The following is a 16,813-nucleotide window of genomic DNA, read 5'->3' on the forward strand; positions in this document are numbered from 1 at the left end:
AATTTTTTTAGAAAATAAAAAAGGTCACCCTAAAATGAGTGACCTTAATAACACCGTCAACTTTAATGATTGATGATTAATCTTGTTCTTGTTTTTTCAAAGCTGCACCAAGAATATCACCAAGAGAAGCACCTGCATCTGTAGAACCATATTGTGCAACAGCTTCTTTTTCCTCTGCAATTTCTAAAGCTTTAATCGATACTGAAATTTTACGTGTTTTTTTATCAAATGCTGTGATGCGAGCATCAACCTTTTGCCCAATTGCGAAACGCTCAGGACGTTGCTCATCACGATCACGCGCGAGATCAGCACGCCGAATGGTTGTCTCAAGGTTGTGGTCAATCAATTTCACACCAATGTCATTGTCGTTAACAGCAATCACTTCGCATGTTACAACAGCACCTTTTCGCAATTCGCCAGAAGCAGCTGCTTCTCCAACTTTATCACTGGAAAGCTGCTTAATTCCAAGAGAAATGCGCTCTTTTTCAATGTCAACATCAAGGACTACAGCTTTAACGATATCGCCTTTATTGTAAGTATCAATGACTTGTTCACCAGGACGGTTCCAATCAAGATCAGACAAATGAACCATACCGTCAACATCGCCTTCAAGCCCAATAAACAGACCAAATTCTGTTTTATTTTTAACCTCTCCTTCAATTTGAGAATTGACAGGAAATTTATTGGCAAAAGCTTCCCATGGATTTTCAAATGTTTGCTTTAAGCCAAGAGAAATACGCCGTTTAGAAGGATCAATCTCAAGAACAACCACTTCTACTTCTTGTGATGTAGACAGAATTTTTCCAGGATGAACATTTTTCTTTGTCCAGCTCATTTCAGAAACATGGATCAGCCCTTCGATTCCTGGCTCAATTTCAACAAAACCACCGTAATCAGTAATGTTGGTAACAGCACCCGTAATTTTTTTACCAATCGGATACCGAACACTGATGCTTTCCCAAGGATCACTTTCAAGCTGTTTCATTCCAAGAGAAATACGGTGCGTATCTTGATTAATGCGAATAATCTGAACTTTAATCGTTTGACCAATTGTGAGGACTTCAGATGGGTGGTTAACACGCCGCCATGCCATATCTGTAACGTGCAAGAGACCATCAATCCCACCAAGATCAACAAAGGCACCATAATCTGTGATATTTTTCACTACACCTTCAACGATTTGGTTTTCTTCAAGGTTTTGTACAATTTCTGAACGTTGCTCGGCGCGACTTTCTTCTAAAACAGTACGACGTGAGACCACAATATTGCCACGACGACGATCCATCTTCAAAATTTCAAAGGACTGAGAATTATGCATGAGAGGTGAAACATCACGAATGGGACGAATATCCACTTGGCTGCGCGGCAAAAAAGCAACAGCACCATCAAGATCAACTGTAAACCCACCTTTTACTTGGCTAAAGATCACTCCATTAACGCGTGCACCAGCATTGAATTTTTCCTCCAAACGGACCCAACTTTCTTCGCGCCGTGCTTTTTCACGCGATAAAACAGCTTCACCCATCGCATTTTCAATGCGTTCAATGTAAACCTCAACTTCATCGCCAACTTGCAAAGAACCGTCTTTTGCTTTAGCTCCAAATTCTTTGAGAGGAATACGTCCTTCGACTTTAAGACCAGCATCAATAATGGCCATATCTTTTTCGATTGCAATAACACGACCTTTAACAACAGATCCTTCATTAAGGTCATTGGTTTGAAAAGATTCTGTTAAAAGGGCTTCAAAATCCGCTGTTGTGGGATTGTATTGTGACATAAGAACTCCTAATATATACCTTGTATTACAAGGTATGAGCGCTAGGTTAGTGTTAACATAAGGAACTCCCTGCCTTTTTCCTTGAATAAAGGAAGAAAAGTTAGCGCTAGGCTGGAAGTCACCTGAACGAATTTATCTAATTATATGCATTTTTATGATTGGATCAATAAAACTACATGCAATTTCAAATGTTGCTTCTATACTCAATTCTGACGTATCAAGCAAGTGGGCGTTTTTTGCTGGTTTTAGTGGACTTTGTTTGCGCGTTATATCGCGACTGTCGCGCTGTTCAAGTTGAGCTAGAATTTCATGATAATTTGCTTGAACACCCTTTTTTAAAATCTCTTGGTAGCGACGTTTTGCGCGTGTTTGAACATTGGCTAGAACATAAAACTTGATATCGGCATCAGGAAAAACAATAGTTCCGATATCACGCCCATCAAGCACACATCCGGGCAAAACTTTAGCAAAGTCGCGTTGTTTTTCGACAAGAATTTTGCGTACAGCAGAGTTAATCGCTATTTTTGAAGCCGCTTCACCAAGTTCATGTGAAGAAAGAAGATCAGGATTTAAAGTATTAAAATCAAGTTCTTTAGCATAAATAATAGCATTTTTTTCATCATTAAGAGCTAAATTTTGTTGTAAAAGCGTATGAGCAACACTACGATAAGTGAGACCAGTATCGAGATGGTGAAGACGATAATGTGCAGCAATTTTGCGTGCTAAGGTTCCTTTGCCTGAGGCTGCAGGTCCATCAATGGCAATAACAAAAGGATTCAAGCGATTTTCCCCCCAAGTTGTTTTATAAAAGGAATAAATTCTGGAAAGCTCGTAGCGATCATTCGTTTATCATCAATGGTAACAGGTTTTTCTGATACAAGCCCAAAAATGAGAAAACACATAGCAATTCGATGATCAAGATGTGTAGAGACATGTCCACCACCCAAACCTTTGGCAGAACCTTTCCCATAAACAATAAGAAAATCTTGACCTTCTTCACAGTCTACGCAATTAATTTCGAGTCCTTGAGCAACAGCAGACAGTCGATCTGATTCTTTTACACGCAATTCTTCAATTCCTAGCATCACTGTTTTGCCTTCTGCAAAGGCTGCTGCTACTGACAAAGCAGGATATTCATCAATCATCGATGGAGCACGTTCTTTGGGCACCGTAACGCCTTTAAGAACCGATGATTTTATCCGTAGATCAGCAACATCCTCTCCACCTGTTTGACGTCGGTTCAAAAATTCAATTTGAGCCCCCATTTCCCACAATGTTTCGATCAATCCTATTCGAGAGTTATTTATCAAAACATTTTCAATGGTGATATCAGAGTCTTCTACAAGAAGGGCTGCGATAATTGGAAAAGCAGCAGAAGAAGGATCACCTGGAATATGAATTGTTTGCCCAGTAAGATGAGGTTGACCATTAAGATGAATCAAACGCGCACCTTCGTTATCTTTTTCTATTTCAAGTTGCGCACCGAATGCTTTTAACATTTTTTCCGTATGATCTCGTGTCAGAACTGGTTCAATAACAGTTGTAATGCCGGCGGTATTGAGTCCAGCAAGCAGGATTGCTGATTTAATTTGGGAGGAAGCTATTGGAACACGGTAACGAATCGGATTAGCCATTTTCGGACCATAAAGAGTTAAAGGAAGGTGATCTTCGTGCGTTGCCTCAATTTCAACCCCCATGAGACGCAGTGGATCAAGGATACGTCCCATTGGACGTTTAGAGAGAGAAGCATCACCAATAAAGGTTGTTTTCATATGATACGGACCAACCATTCCCATAACCAAACGAGCACCTGTTCCAGCGTTTCCAAAGTCTAAAGGTTTTTGTGCAGCTAAAAGGCAACCATTCCCTGTTCCTCGTATGGTCCAGAAGTCATCTTTTTTAATAATACAGGCACCCATAGCTTGCATAGCAGCAGCTGTATTGAGTACATCAGCGCTTTCAAGTAATCCATGAATATATGTCTCACCACTTGCTAATCCTCCCAATATAAGAGAGCGATGAGAGATTGATTTATCTCCTGGTATTTGAATTTTTCCAGAGAGATTACTCGATTTATAGGTGGTTATAGGGATTGCTTTTTGCATGGAAATTCTATTTAATTCTATCTAACTTTTATGAAATTGTGTATCCTTTAGCACATGCTTTAAAAGACGTCATGAAAAAATCACTGTGGAACAGTGTATTTATCTTTGACAAAGGCATTATTTTTCGATTAAGCACCATAAAATTTATCTTTTAATGGAATAATAGTTAATCAAAGAGGCACGGTTTATGGCAAAACAAGAACTTGGAACTAAACGTGTTGATCCAGAAACAGGAAAAAAATTTTACGATCTAAATCGCGATCCTATTGTGTCGCCCTATACAGGAATTTCTTATCCGCGTTCTTACTTTGAAGTTGCAGCAGCTGAAGCAAACAATGAAGAAGAAGTTGATACTGAAGAGCTTGATACAGCACTTGAAAAATCTGCTTTTATGCTTCTTGAAGAGGATGATGAGGATTCTAAAGATGACGATCTTCCTGATTTAGAAGATAGTGATGTAGATCTCGGTGATGACGATGATACATTTTTATCTCATGATGATGACGATGAAGATGATGATGTTACTGATATTCTCGGAGGCGGTGTTTCTAATGATGACGATGCTTAAGAGAAGTAAAAGAGGACATCTTTTCCATTGAATGTAAATTCTTCTTGATCTTCAATTTTGATCGTTCTAGAAAAGCTGAAATTGTATACTGTCCTTTTGGAAAAAATTTTTTTTATAGGGGCTATAGCTCAGTTGGGAGAGCGCTTGCATGGCATGCAAGAGGTCAGCGGTTCGATCCCGCTTAGCTCCACCACAAGGACCAGCTTATTCTATCAAGGGAATTAATTATTATAGAGAATGTGTGCATTAATTTAAAGGTTTATGTGCTATTTAATCATCATTCCAATAGTGCCTGTTCCTTGCATTTTAATGATATTATAATACATTTTTAATCATTTGTTGGGTTATGCAATTTTACTGTCCTAACCGTGAAAGTAGATAATTTTTTATGCTTTGCACAGAAATAGAAAATGAGCTGTTTAACTTACGCCTTGTTTTAAAGAACAAAGTTTGAATTCCCTTTACTACAATATTTCCACAAAGTCATAATATGTTGATTATCGATGTCTTTTTAAAAGGTACGAAGTACCTAAACAAAGATTAGAGAATAAAATATTAAAATATACTTCTCAATTATTGTGAAGCAGGACTTTTTTCGAGTATTTTTAGCCTGATCATATGTCCTGCAAATTAAAAAATTATCCACCTCGAGTAGCATCTACCTGCTCAATACTAGGTATATTAATGCTTAGATAATATATTGAATCAATTAATTTTGTTTCCTTGCACATCACAAACAAGGTTGGGGTATGAGAGCAAAGGGCGCCATCATTATATGTGCTAATTCCCAATATTACCGATAATTCTTACATTTGAGAATGTTCATAAGAAATATTTTTAGTCTTTTCTTTCACAGTTTTTATCCACATGCCAATTGCGCTTGTTATGTGCAAGCCAATTGTTTTTATTGATTCAACCTCAAGAGATCTGAAACGATAAAACCCTACGCATTCGAGATTCTTACTTTAATATGGATAACGATATATTATCTTTATAAATCAATATGCTGTAAACCATTTAAGAAAAGAATAAAAATGCTTCTCATAAATATTCTCAAATGCAAAAGCTATCACAACATTGGAGGCTGACTTGTTACTTCATAGGTGCCACAGACAAATCTTTCTCTGAATATTCCCTACCCTTAATATTCATTGTTTGTAAAGTTGCATATACTTTACCATCCTATAAACGATAGTATTTCTACAATACAATCAGATAACTTCTTTCAATTAAGATGGACTGGATAGACGAATATGTTTCATTTCATACAATACTAAATACTATTAGTCCTTTTGTCCTTTTGAAAACTGTAGCGTCCTCTTTATACAAAGCAACGTTTTATGAAGCAATGTTTTTTCGTTTAATGCATTTCTCATTTTTTTATATTGAATGTTTTACCTTTTTTATGATGCTCAAATTGCATTTTTTTGATTGCTATTTTATACGCCTAGCAAAGAAAATATTCATGTAATAATCAGCCAATAATATGCATAATGAAAATAAAAAATGATATTATATTTTAAAATTTTTCTTCAATAATCTCTGGTACTTAGCCCTGTACGAAATGCCAGTGCCAAATAAAAGATAGTTTCCATTGTAAATTTTTTAAACAACGGAGGTAGAAATATCGAGAGCGCACTCAAATATATTGTGCATTGCAAAAGCTTTCTGTCTTTTGGGTTTATTCTAAAAAATAACAATTTATTTCATTTGACAATCAGAAAAATGATACAGCCTTACCATGCCATAAGAAATTTGGCTCTCAAATAATTTTACCACAACAATTCCCTAATTGAGATTTTCAAAAATCTTCCCTAATACCATCCACATCTCTTTAATTGCTGTTCATAAAGCCTCGATATTCTTGCCATGCGCTGTGCGGCCTGTGAAAGTGCAGCAGTGGCATGCCCGCCACTACGCGCATAAGCACCATGTCCCATATGATAATTTAAATAAAGGCTATATGCATCATTAAATCTCACTCCATTGCGTTGAACACTTTGGCGATGGTACCAAGCAATAAAATCAGCAGAATCTGCAAAATTCGTACGCCATGCAAAAGATCTATCCGTAGAGCGAAGATACATTGCCCATGTACTGTCAAGCGCTTGAGAATAACCATAGGCTGTCGATTGACGCTTCCATGGAATAAAACCAAATAGTTTTTTACGTGGAGGACGTGCATTGTGTCGAAAGCTCGATTCCATATTAATGGTTGCAAGAATAATAGGCATAGGAATCCCATAGCGCATTTCTGCACGTTTAGCAGCTTTACCCCAATTGTCAAAAAAACCATTTTTTTGTGCTAAAATAGCACAAACATTGTTTGTGTGTATGGGAGTAGTTGTTGCACATCCCTCTAGCAGAAACACCAGTGCCCCTAAAAACAAAAGGTGTCGCATATTCCTATTCCTCTCGTTTAAGAAATAAAACAAGATAGAGATACTAAAAAAGTATTACCAATCAATAAAGAACATGATCTGACGTGTGATATTTAAGAAGCTTGCTTTGCTTTATTCCTCATCAGCAAAACGCAATGTTTACGATTGATCCAATGTTGTCATTTTTGTTGGTTCAGAGTAATTTTCTTTTAATTCGACAGTTTCAATGCGATTTGCCCGTTTCATAATTTTGGAGGACGATATCAAAATTCCCTCTATATCTTCACCTGCTTTGTGAACGTGCTTCTGTAACGCACGAACACGCGTATCCATTCGTCCAAAATCTTCCATCAATTTTGCTACTTCTGATTGAATTAAATGCGCTTGTTCACGCATCCGTGCATCTTTCATAATGGTTTGTACCACTTGAACAGAGAGCATCAACAAAGATGGTGAAACAATAATCACATGGGCTCTATTGGATTTTTGTACCAATGCCTCAAAGTCCTCATAAATTGTTGCAAAAATCGATTCAGATGGCACAAAAAGGAAAGCAGTGTCATGGGTTTCTCCAGGAATCAAATATTTTTGTGCAATATCACGAATATGGACTTCCATATCAGTACGAAATTGGCGTTCTGCCTCTTGACGCTCTTGCGCTGATTCTGCCTTACGCATAGCATTCCAAGCCTCCAGAGGGAATTTAGCATCAACAACAAGAGAAGGGGCTTTATTGGGCATATGAATGAGACAATCTGGGCGCTTTCCATTGGAAAGAACAGCCTGAAAAGCATAAGCATTTGTTGGTAAGGCATCGACAATAATTGCTTCCATCCGCCCCTGACCAAAAGTACCACGTGTCTGCTTATTGCTTAAAATGGACTGCAACTGAACAACTTGTCCCGTAAGCGATTGAATATTATTTTGTGCCGCATCAATTACTGCTAAACGCTCTTGCAAACGATTCAAATTTTCATAAGTGGATTTGGTCTGTACCTGAAGTGTTTGGCCTAAGCTTGTTGTCATCCCATTGAGTTGCTCACTGAGTGATTTATTTAATTCAGCCTGCCGTTGACCAAAAATTTCCGCCATCGTTTGCATTCGCCCTTGCATTTCAGCTTGTGTTTTCAGCAAGGTAGCCATCTGCATTTTTGCCTCACGTGCGCGTTCAGCAATTTCATTTTCCCAAAATGCTTTTTTTCGATGAGAATGTATCAACATAAAAAATGCCAAACAGACAAGTACAAATAGAAGTAAAAGCATTAGTTTAGAAAAAAAATCACCAGCGAGTATGGAAAAAAACGAATCAAACATAAATTGTAATATAACGCTCTTATTTTAAAAAAATGCAAGAATCCGTTATTCAATATTGACCAATAACAAACCATTGATTAATCTCTACTTATGCCAATGAGGTCTTTAGTTACTTTACCTGATCCGATTTTACGGGAAGTGTCCAAACCCGTTGAGCAGGTTGATTCAGCTCTCCAAAAACTTGCGGATGATATGTTGGAAACCATGTATAATGCTAAAGGCGTTGGTCTTGCTGCTATTCAAATTGGTGTGCCGCTACGTATGTTGGTTATAGATGTCTCTGGGAATGCTGAAGATGAGCAGAAAAAACCATTTGTTATTATCAACCCTGAAATTTTATGGCTTTCAGATGAGCGTAATATTTACAAAGAAGGTTGTCTGTCTATTCCTGACTATTTTGCAGAGGTTGAACGTCCTAAACGCCTTTGTGTTCGCTATCAGAACCGTGAAGGAAAACAAACAGAAATTGAAGCAGACGATCTCTTGGCAACTTGCTTGCAGCATGAAATTGATCATTTAGATGGGCGCCTTTTTATTGATTACATTTCAAAGATCAAACGCGATATGGTGATACGAAAATTTAAAAAACGCGCAAAAGAAAAAAACATGCAGGAATCAGTTTTGTAATGGCTTTACGATTAAGTTTTATGGGGACACCAGATTTTTCTGTTCCTATTTTGCATGCTTTATTGGATGCAGGTCATGATGTTATTGCTGTTTATAGTCAACCCCCTCGCCCAGCAGGACGTCGAGGACTTAAATTAATCCCCTCATCTGTTCAAAGTGCAGCGCAAGAAAGATCCATACCTGTCTTCACGCCTCAAACGCTTAAAACAATCCAACAACAGGAGCAATTTGCAACACTTTCTATTGATGCTGCTATTGTGGTAGCTTATGGACTCCTTTTACCCAAAGCTATTCTCGAAACGCCGCGTTTTGGTTGTTTTAATGCCCACGCTTCACTCTTACCACGTTGGCGTGGTGCTGCACCTATTCAACGAGCGATTATGGCTGGTGATAAAGAAACAGGTATCATGATCATGAAAATGGAGGAAGGACTTGATACGGGACCTATCGCTCTTTCTCGCTCCATCCCCATTACTGATAACACTACCACTGCTGAGCTTTCAAACAAACTTTCACATATTGGCGCAGAACTTATGATAGAAACTTTATCAACTCTTGAAAAAGGACAACTTAAACTGACCCCACAATCAGAGGAAGGCATCACCTATGCTGCCAAAATCAAAAAGGAAGAGACTCGCATTGATTGGACAAAACCTGCAGAGTTTATTCATAGGCATATCCATGCGCTCTCTCCTTCTCCTGGTTGCTGGTGCAATATGAGTATTGGGGGACGAGAAGAACGTATAAAAATTCTTGATAGTCGCTTAACAACAGGCCCTTCTCTTGAAATTGGACGGATAGAACCAGATTCTTTGATTGTCCATTGTGGACAGGGGCGGATAGAAATAACCTCTCTCCAAAGATCTGGCGGTAAAGTCCTTGAGAGCGCAACCTTTTTGCGAGGTGCTCATATTTCTGCTGTTTTTTAAGATGCCACGTTTTAAACTCACTCTTGAATATGATGGTTCAAATTATGCTGGTTGGCAGCGTCAAGCAAAACTTCACACTGTACAAGGAGCTCTTGAACAGGCACTCTTTTCCTTTAGTGGACAACAATTGACCATAACAACAGCAGGAAGAACCGATGCGGGCGTACACGCTACAGGACAAGTTGCGCATGTTGATTTCATAAAAAACTGGCTTCCCCATACTGTACGTGATGCGCTCAATGCTCTTTTACGTAAACAGAGAGAAGCGATTTCAGTCTTAAACGTACAAAATGTCCCTGATGACTTTGATGCACGATTTTCCGCTGTAAAACGCCATTATCTTTTTAAAATTCTTAATCGTCGCTCTCCACCAGCCTTAAATGCCAAACGCGTGTGGTGGTTGCCAAAGCCTCTTAATGCTGAAGCCATGCATGAAGCTGCTCAAAAGCTTGTAGGAAAACATGATTTTACCACTTTCCGTTCAGCACATTGCCAAGCTAAAAGCCCTATTCGCACCCTTGACCGCCTCGATATTCAAAGAGAAGGTGAAGAAATTTTCCTTTATGCGCAAGCTCGTTCTTTTCTTCATCATCAAATCCGTTCATTCGCAGGAAGCCTCATGGAAGTGGGTATCGGACGTTGGACAGCTCAAGATCTCGAAGCAGCTCTTCATGCTAAAGATCGTAAACACTGTGGTGTTGTTGCTCCTCCTTCAGGACTTTATTTAACCAAAGTAGAATATTAATTATCCTTCAAGAGTGAACGTCTTAAAAGTCGTTAAGGCAGTTTATAAAAAGAACGAATTTCTTCAAAGGCCTCTGCTGCTGTATTGACAAATTTCACAAAATTAACATCAGTAGGAGAAATTGTACCTTGTTCAGACAGATACTCAAAATTGATAGTATTGCTCCAAAATTCTTTGCCAAACAATAAAATTGGTACCTGTTTCATACGCCCTGTCTGTACTAAAGTTAACGTCTCAAACAGCTCATCCAGAGTCCCAAATCCTCCAGGAAAAATAGCTAATGCTTTCGCTCGTACTAAAAAATGCATTTTGCGCATCCCCAAATAATGAAAATTGAAACACAAATGCGGCGACACATACGAATTAGGTTCTTGCTCATGTGGTAAAATAATATTCAAGCCAATCGTTGGGGCACCAACATCACAAGCACCACGATTTCCTGCCTCCATGATTCCTGGTCCGCCCCCCGTAACAACCACAAATTCACGATATTCTGTCGTAGCAGAATAAAGTGAGCACAAACGCGCAAATTCTCTTGCTTCATCGTAATAATGTGACATAGCATGCAAATTTTTCTTTTGTATTTCATTTTTTGCAGCCCACGCTGCTTGCCCAGGTTCAGGAATACGCGCACCACCAAACAAAACAACTGTTGATTGAATATCATATTCTTTAAGGGTTATTTCCGGCTTTAAAAATTCAAGACCAATACGTTGTGAGCGCAACTCTGGTCGCATCATAAAATCTTGATCGATATAGGCTAAACGATAAGTAGACGAACACATTTGTGCTGAATTAGAGATTTTATGTATTTGTTGTAGAGCATCCTTCGTATGGAGAAGTGGTGTCCAGTTTTCTTGCTTTCCTTTTCTTTTTTCTTTACAGCCTTTTTTCATGCACCTGTCCTACTTCCTCATCGTTTTATTGACTGAACACATTTCTTCGCGTAGTTCATAGAGAATAAATCTTGAAGCTTTCAACTTGTTTAACGGAACTCTCGTCATGACCCATCTCACACAACTTGAAATGATTATTGAACAAGCTTTTGACGATCGCGATTCTATCAATACTACCACAAAAGGCGAAATCCGTGAGAGTGTCGAACATGCATTGCACCTTCTTGATAAAGGTGAAATCCGTGTTGCAGAACAACAAAAAAATGGACAATGGCATGTTCATCAATGGTTGAAAAAAGCGGTTTTGCTCTCTTTTCGGCTTAATCCTATGCAAATTATTACTGGTGGAATCAATGGAACACATTGGTGGGATAAAGTTCCTTCAAAATTCTCTGGTTGGCAAGAAGCAGATTTTAAAAGTGCTGATTTCCGTTCCGTTCCTGGAGCCATTGTACGTCATTCTGCTTACATTGCACCCAACGTTATATTGATGCCATCCTTTGTCAATCTTGGTGCTTTTGTCGATGAAGGCACAATGGTTGATACATGGAGCACCGTTGGTTCTTGTGCACAAATTGGTAAACATGTCCATCTTTCTGGCGGTGTTGGTATTGGGGGTGTTTTGGAACCCCTGCAAGCAAATCCAACAATCATTGAAGATCATTGCTTTATCGGTGCTCGCTCTGAAATTGTTGAAGGCTGTATTATTCGTGAAGGTGCTGTTTTGGGAATGGGAGTCTTTATCGGAAAATCTACAAAGATTATTGATCGTACAACAGGTGAAATTTTTATCGGTGAAGTACCAGCCTATTCAGTGGTCGTGCCAGGTTCTTTCCCTGGAAAACCTTTACCAAATGGTGAAGCAGGACCAAGCCTTTATTGTGCTGTTATTGTAAAACGCGTTGATCAAAAAACACGAGAAAAAACATCCATTAATGATCTTTTACGTTCTTAGACATAAGATTAATTCACAATAATATTTCATCGTTTTTTAACTTGAATAATAAACTCAAATACAAGGATTCTCTCATTTCAAATTCTTTCATAGTGAATCAATCACTATCATTTCCTTGCACATTACAAACGCAGTTGGTGTGTGGGTAAGAAACACTTTAAGAAAAGAGTATGATAGGTACGCTTTGCACCTTTGTAACGCGTAAAGACGGTGATGCCAAATGGATTTTATATCATTCACAATGTATTTTACTTTATATTTTTCACAACCCCCATTGTGAAATGGAGTTTGATGCATTGAGTGATGATTCACTAAAACAAGCACGCCAATATGCAACATAAATGTTTTTCGTTTAAAGCATTCTGTTTTACGTGAGAAGCATGACACCATTACGCAATACACAAAAACACGAAGCACAGCGCAATTCTATTTAAAATTGTTCTTTAAGCATCTGTACCAATCGACAAAAGCAACAGCGCAATCAATGAGAGAAAATACTCCTTTTTTCATTATTTGTTCATTTTGAGCGCTTGAATAAATGCCGATTGTGGAATTTCTACTTTTCCAAATTGACGCATCCGCTTTTTGCCTTCTTTTTGCTTTTCCAAAAGTTTGCGCTTACGCGTGACATCACCCCCGTAACATTTCGCTGTTACATCTTTACGCAAAGCACGAATTGTTTCGCGCGCTATAACTTTACCACCAATAGCCGCTTGAACTGGAATCTGAAACATATGCTGGGGAATAAGATCTTTCAGTTTTTCACACATGGAACGCCCGCGCTTTTCTGCAATCGTTCGGTGCACAAGCATAGACAATGCATCAATAGACTCTCCATTTACCAAAATAGACATTTTAACTAAATCCCCTTCTGCATAATCTGCCATCTGATAATCAAAAGAAGCATAACCCTTTGAGATTGATTTTAGCCGATCATAAAAATCAAAAACAACTTCATTCAGTGGTAAATCATATGTTACCATAGCGCGGGTTCCAACATAGGACAAACCAACCTGTATTCCCCGACGCTCTTGGCATAGTTCTAAAATTGACCCAAGATAATTATCAGGAGTCATAATTGTCGCACGAATCCATGGTTCTTCGATGGAAGAAATTTTAACCACATCAGGCATATCTGCTGGATTGTGCAACTCTTTAACAGAACCATCATTCATATTCATGCGATAAACAACCGAAGGTGCTGTCGCAATTAAATCCAAATTAAACTCACGCCCTAATCGCTCTTGAATAATTTCAAGATGAAGAAGTCCTAAAAAGCCACAGCGAAAACCAAACCCCAAAGCCGCAGATGTTTCCATTTCAAAAGAAAAACTCGCATCATTTAAGCGTAATTTGCCCATGGCTGCACGCAAATCATCAAAATCGGCAGCATCAATTGGAAAAAGACCACAAAATACAACTGGTTGCGCCAGCTTAAAACCAGGCAAAGCATTTTCACAAGGACGACGCTCTTCAGTAATCGTATCCCCAACTCGTGTATCTGCTACCTCTTTGATAGAGGCAGTGATAAAACCAATCTCTCCTGGTCCTAATTCATCAACCTGTACCATTTTAGGTGTAAACACTCCAACGCGCTCAACTGGATATTTTGCCCCTGTACCCATCATACGAATCGTTTGGCCTTTTTTTAAAATACCATCTATCACCCGTACCAAAACAATGACACCAAGATATGCATCATACCAGCTATCAACCAACATTGCTTTCAAGGGGTTTGTAACATCGCCTGTATGGGGAGGTGGTAATTGTGTAACAATTGCCTCCAAAACATCAGGAACACCCAAACCTGTTTTTGCTGATATTTCTACTGCTTGAGATGTATCAATGCCTATCACATCTTCAATTTGTTCTTTAACACGCTCAGGTTCTGCTGCTGGAAGATCAACTTTATTGAGCACAACGACCAACTCATGGGAATTATCAATGGCTTGATAAACATTTGCTAACGTCTGCGCCTCTACACCTTGACTTGCATCCACCACCAACAGAGAACCTTCACAAGCTGCCAATGAACGTGAAACCTCATAAGCAAAATCCACATGACCAGGTGTATCCATAAGATTTAAAATATAGGTTTCACCATTCTTTGCCTTATAGTGTAAACGTACCGTTTGTGCTTTAATAGTAATTCCACGTTCACGCTCAATATCCATAGAATCGAGTACTTGTTCTTTCATCTCACGTGTATCAAGCCCACCTGTGATTTGAATTAAACGGTCAGCTAAAGTGGATTTGCCGTGATCAATATGCGCCACGATGGAAAAATTACGAATATAATTACGATCTATTGTCATATAAGGCGATTTAGCAAAGAATAATACAAAACGCAAAGACCAATTATGCTCCGGCTTCTATCAAAAGAATATAAACCTAAAGAGCTTCTCAAAACACAATTTTTCATAACCTAAAAAATGAGGCTTTTATTTGCTAAATTAAATCCAAGGGTACTAAAACATATGCTGGATAAGCCGGTACCATCACACACTTTGCCAACCTCCAATGTTGCGACACTCCTTTACACTTGAAAGAGATATGCCTTTCTTGTACAGTTTTTACCCACATAACCCATCCGCTTGTGACGTGTACGCAAGTGGTTTGGATTGATTTAACATGAAAACGATTTGAAGTGAAAAAGTTTTACGGTATTCAGGGTTCTAATTCAATGTGAATAACGATATATTATACATTATAAATCAATGTATTGTAATGATGAGCGTGTATATCACTTAGGTTTGCAATAAAATTCGCAAGAAATGCTTTTTATTTATACGCAATAACCTACTTTTTTAGCAATCTTATATAAAATAACATGAATATCGAGGGCGTTTCTTCTCAATTTTTAAAACTTTAGAAATATGCTCTATTGAGTGATGTTTTTATGTATTTTTATACAATTCCTTCCTCTCTCTATTAAAGATAAAAAACACAAATCTTTCTCGATTTATTGGATAATACATTGATTTATAATGATTGTTTATTGTTTTGCAATTTAAATGAAAACTCTGAATATCGCGAGCCTCTTTCATTTTAAATCTTCTCATAGTGAATCAATCAAATTTTTTGCTTCCCCATTATAAATCAAGGCTATAGTGTATGGATTAAAACGTTTAAGAACGGACCATCAATGAATATGATGTATATTGAGAAAATTGTCTTTTAAAAAAACGCGTTAATATACAACATTATGGGAGGCTGATTTAGGCGTTCTATTTTACGTGAAAAGCGTGATCCTATGAAAGAACAAAAAGCATAATGTGCAGCAGTGCGTAATTTTTATTATTCAAAAAAATTACCGTGGATGTTTTTGAAACTTGTAAAGCTAAATTTTAAAATAACAGTAAAGATGAGAGCTGTTTTTGTCTTTACCACTTCATGCTTTGACTCAATGAAGGTTGATTTCCCGTTTCAGAGGTTAAGCAAACAGATAAATATTATTGCTCCAATTTGCTATACAAAAGCTGGAATAGCTTATAAAACCTTCCTTATCTTCATATTAAAAAAAGCCTCAAAACTGAAAACTTTGCAAGCAAAAATCTCATGCAATAAAATCGTAATAGAAAAGGTGCATAGCTAATCAATTTTTTCAATTGCTTTATTTTTTTTACGCCATTGTGAAGGTTGTAATTCAGCCACAATGATCCCAATCAGAATAAGCAAGCCACCTAATAATGCTAACGAGGATAAATGCTCTCCAGCCAAACGCCCTACAATACCAGCCCATACCGGTTCACCTGCGTAAATGAGTGTTGCACGTGTAGGGGAAATAGACCTTTGTGCCCAATTCATAGCCAATTGAATGATGGCACTCATTAATGCTAATCCGATGCCAATACTAAACCATACCCACGAAAATTCAGGAATGCTTTCACCCATCAAAGGCATACAAGCAAATGAAAAAAAACCACTAAAAAATAACTGGATAATGGTCACACGCCGACTATCAACCTTATTGGCAAAAATTCCGATGAGTATGACTTCTCCAGCAATCGCTAAAGCGCCTAACAAAGTCAAAATTTCGCCTTTTGAAAAATCAAAATTTCCCGGCTTTTGTCCTGAAATAAGTACAAGCCCAATAAAAGCGAAAATAATACCAACCCAACAAGTAAAACGGGGAGGTTTCTTAAAAACAATCCATTGCAAGATTGGAACCATAGGTACATAAAGCGCTGTAATAAAAGCCGACTGACTACTAATAATCGTTTGAAGACCAGCTGCTTGAAAAGCATAACCTAAGAACATGGCTAAACCAATCGCCATCCCAGCGAAAACTTCATAAACCGTTACACCTTTTATAGAGCGCCAAAAAATTGTCCCACATATAAGAGATGCAACAATAAAGCGAAATCCAACAAAAAATAGAGGACCACTATAGCGTACCGCAATATGAATGACTAAAAATGTGATACCCCACAATATTGTTGCAGCAAATATTGCCAATTCTGGCTTACTTAATAAAGGATATTTAAACTGTTTTATATTTGTCATGAAAGGCTTT

Annotated in this window: 14 protein-coding genes and 1 tRNA gene; 7 read left to right on the forward strand and 8 right to left on the reverse strand. The window is 38.0% G+C overall.

The annotated features are described in order from the left end of the window. Positions 1-76 precede the first annotated feature (76 nt). The 3 genes from rpsA to aroA all read right to left on the reverse strand — a co-directional run bounded on the left by rpsA (position 77) and on the right by aroA (position 3,882). The gene (gene rpsA, locus ACFIJS_RS00320) at positions 77-1,777 is read right to left on the reverse strand and encodes a 30S ribosomal protein S1 (RefSeq protein WP_375648746.1); all 1,701 of its coding nucleotides are present in this window, start codon (positions 1,775-1,777) and stop codon (positions 77-79) included. Positions 1,778-1,909: 132 nt separating this feature from the next. Continuing rightward, positions 1,910-2,557, reverse strand: coding sequence for a (d)CMP kinase (cmk, locus tag ACFIJS_RS00325; protein WP_375648748.1), 648 nt, complete (start codon positions 2,555-2,557; stop codon positions 1,910-1,912). Then, complete coding sequence (gene aroA / locus ACFIJS_RS00330; RefSeq protein ID WP_375648750.1) at positions 2,554-3,882, reverse strand: 3-phosphoshikimate 1-carboxyvinyltransferase; 1,329 nt, start codon at positions 3,880-3,882, stop codon at positions 2,554-2,556. Before aroA ends, cmk begins: the two co-directional genes overlap by 4 nt. A 187-nt stretch (positions 3,883-4,069) precedes the next feature. Between aroA and ACFIJS_RS00335 the strand changes: the two genes are divergently transcribed. Together ACFIJS_RS00335 and ACFIJS_RS00340 are read left to right on the forward strand one after the other, a co-directional pair. Then, a complete protein-coding gene (locus ACFIJS_RS00335; RefSeq protein ID WP_330168465.1) occupies positions 4,070-4,450 on the forward strand; it encodes a TIGR02300 family protein in 381 nt (126 codons plus the stop codon). A 117-nt stretch (positions 4,451-4,567) separates the two neighbouring features. Beyond that, positions 4,568-4,643: transfer RNA gene (locus ACFIJS_RS00340), tRNA-Ala, on the forward strand. A gap of 1,621 nt (positions 4,644-6,264) precedes the next feature. On the opposite strand, the gene ACFIJS_RS00345 is transcribed toward ACFIJS_RS00340, so the two are convergent. Both ACFIJS_RS00345 and ACFIJS_RS00350 read right to left on the reverse strand, forming a co-directional pair. Then, the gene (locus ACFIJS_RS00345) at positions 6,265-6,852 is read right to left on the reverse strand and encodes a hypothetical protein (RefSeq protein WP_375648752.1); all 588 of its coding nucleotides are present in this window, start codon (positions 6,850-6,852) and stop codon (positions 6,265-6,267) included. Positions 6,853-6,990: 138 nt separating this feature from the next. Beyond that, positions 6,991-8,145 (reverse strand): DNA recombination protein RmuC, encoded by a 1,155-nt coding sequence (locus tag ACFIJS_RS00350; RefSeq protein WP_375648754.1) that lies wholly within the window; start codon positions 8,143-8,145, stop codon positions 6,991-6,993. Positions 8,146-8,235: 90 nt separating this feature from the next. Between ACFIJS_RS00350 and def the strand changes: the two genes are divergently transcribed. The 3 genes from def to truA are packed head-to-tail and all read left to right on the forward strand — an operon-like array spanning position 8,236 to position 10,446. Continuing rightward, entirely contained in the window at positions 8,236-8,772 is a 537-nt protein-coding gene (def, locus tag ACFIJS_RS00355) for a peptide deformylase (protein WP_375648756.1), read from the forward strand. Next, on the forward strand, positions 8,772-9,701 hold the full coding sequence (fmt, locus tag ACFIJS_RS00360; RefSeq protein ID WP_375648758.1) for a methionyl-tRNA formyltransferase: 930 nt from the start codon (positions 8,772-8,774) through the stop codon (positions 9,699-9,701). The genes def and fmt overlap by 1 nt, the downstream gene beginning before the upstream one ends. A 1-nt stretch (position 9,702) precedes the next feature. Then, positions 9,703-10,446: a tRNA pseudouridine(38-40) synthase TruA gene (truA, locus tag ACFIJS_RS00365; protein WP_375648760.1), complete on the forward strand. Its 744-nt coding sequence runs from the start codon at positions 9,703-9,705 to the stop codon at positions 10,444-10,446. Between the two features lie 32 nt (positions 10,447-10,478). On the opposite strand, the gene ACFIJS_RS00370 is transcribed toward truA, so the two are convergent. Beyond that, complete coding sequence (locus ACFIJS_RS00370; RefSeq protein WP_375648762.1) at positions 10,479-11,342, reverse strand: LOG family protein; 864 nt, start codon at positions 11,340-11,342, stop codon at positions 10,479-10,481. Positions 11,343-11,448: 106 nt separating this feature from the next. Here ACFIJS_RS00370 and dapD point away from each other — a divergent pair, with 106 nt between their 5' ends. Together dapD and ACFIJS_RS00380 are read left to right on the forward strand one after the other, a co-directional pair. After that, complete coding sequence (gene dapD / locus ACFIJS_RS00375) at positions 11,449-12,297, forward strand: 2,3,4,5-tetrahydropyridine-2,6-dicarboxylate N-succinyltransferase (RefSeq protein WP_375648764.1); 849 nt, start codon at positions 11,449-11,451, stop codon at positions 12,295-12,297. Between the two features lie 170 nt (positions 12,298-12,467). Next, positions 12,468-12,638, forward strand: coding sequence for a hypothetical protein (locus tag ACFIJS_RS00380; RefSeq protein WP_375648766.1), 171 nt, complete (start codon positions 12,468-12,470; stop codon positions 12,636-12,638). Positions 12,639-12,806: 168 nt separating this feature from the next. On the opposite strand, the gene lepA is transcribed toward ACFIJS_RS00380, so the two are convergent. Then, positions 12,807-14,612 carry a translation elongation factor 4 gene (gene lepA, locus ACFIJS_RS00385; RefSeq protein ID WP_375648966.1) on the reverse strand — a complete coding sequence of 602 codons (1,806 nt, stop codon included), beginning with the start codon at positions 14,610-14,612 and terminating at the stop codon, positions 12,807-12,809. Positions 14,613-15,888: 1,276 nt separating this feature from the next. Further along, positions 15,889-16,803: a DMT family transporter gene (locus ACFIJS_RS00390; protein WP_375648768.1), complete on the reverse strand. Its 915-nt coding sequence runs from the start codon at positions 16,801-16,803 to the stop codon at positions 15,889-15,891. Positions 16,804-16,813: the final 10 nt, after the last annotated feature.

This window comes from Bartonella sp. OT172YNZD, from assembly GCF_042193725.1.
GTDB classification, from domain to species: Bacteria; Pseudomonadota; Alphaproteobacteria; order Rhizobiales; family Rhizobiaceae; genus Bartonella; species Bartonella grahamii_A.

What these genes read in the sequence shown, in the direction of transcription:
- ACFIJS_RS00370 (WP_375648762.1), bottom strand. Translation starts at nt 11,342, where the DNA reads ATGAAAAAAGGCTGTAAAGAAAAAAGAAAAGGAAAGCAAGAAAACTGG.
- truA (WP_375648760.1), top strand. Translation starts at nt 9,703, where the DNA reads ATGCCACGTTTTAAACTCACTCTTGAATATGATGGTTCAAATTATGCT.
- rpsA (WP_375648746.1), bottom strand. Translation starts at nt 1,777, where the DNA reads ATGTCACAATACAATCCCACAACAGCGGATTTTGAAGCCCTTTTAACA.
- ACFIJS_RS00380 (WP_375648766.1), top strand. Translation starts at nt 12,468, where the DNA reads ATGATAGGTACGCTTTGCACCTTTGTAACGCGTAAAGACGGTGATGCC.
- fmt (WP_375648758.1), top strand. Translation starts at nt 8,772, where the DNA reads ATGGCTTTACGATTAAGTTTTATGGGGACACCAGATTTTTCTGTTCCT.
- dapD (WP_375648764.1), top strand. Translation starts at nt 11,449, where the DNA reads ATGACCCATCTCACACAACTTGAAATGATTATTGAACAAGCTTTTGAC.
- def (WP_375648756.1), top strand. Translation starts at nt 8,236, where the DNA reads ATGCCAATGAGGTCTTTAGTTACTTTACCTGATCCGATTTTACGGGAA.
- lepA (WP_375648966.1), bottom strand. Translation starts at nt 14,612, where the DNA reads ATGACAATAGATCGTAATTATATTCGTAATTTTTCCATCGTGGCGCAT.
- ACFIJS_RS00350 (WP_375648754.1), bottom strand. Translation starts at nt 8,145, where the DNA reads ATGTTTGATTCGTTTTTTTCCATACTCGCTGGTGATTTTTTTTCTAAA.
- aroA (WP_375648750.1), bottom strand. Translation starts at nt 3,882, where the DNA reads ATGCAAAAAGCAATCCCTATAACCACCTATAAATCGAGTAATCTCTCT.
- ACFIJS_RS00390 (WP_375648768.1), bottom strand. Translation starts at nt 16,803, where the DNA reads ATGACAAATATAAAACAGTTTAAATATCCTTTATTAAGTAAGCCAGAA.
- ACFIJS_RS00345 (WP_375648752.1), bottom strand. Translation starts at nt 6,852, where the DNA reads ATGCGACACCTTTTGTTTTTAGGGGCACTGGTGTTTCTGCTAGAGGGA.
- ACFIJS_RS00335 (WP_330168465.1), top strand. Translation starts at nt 4,070, where the DNA reads ATGGCAAAACAAGAACTTGGAACTAAACGTGTTGATCCAGAAACAGGA.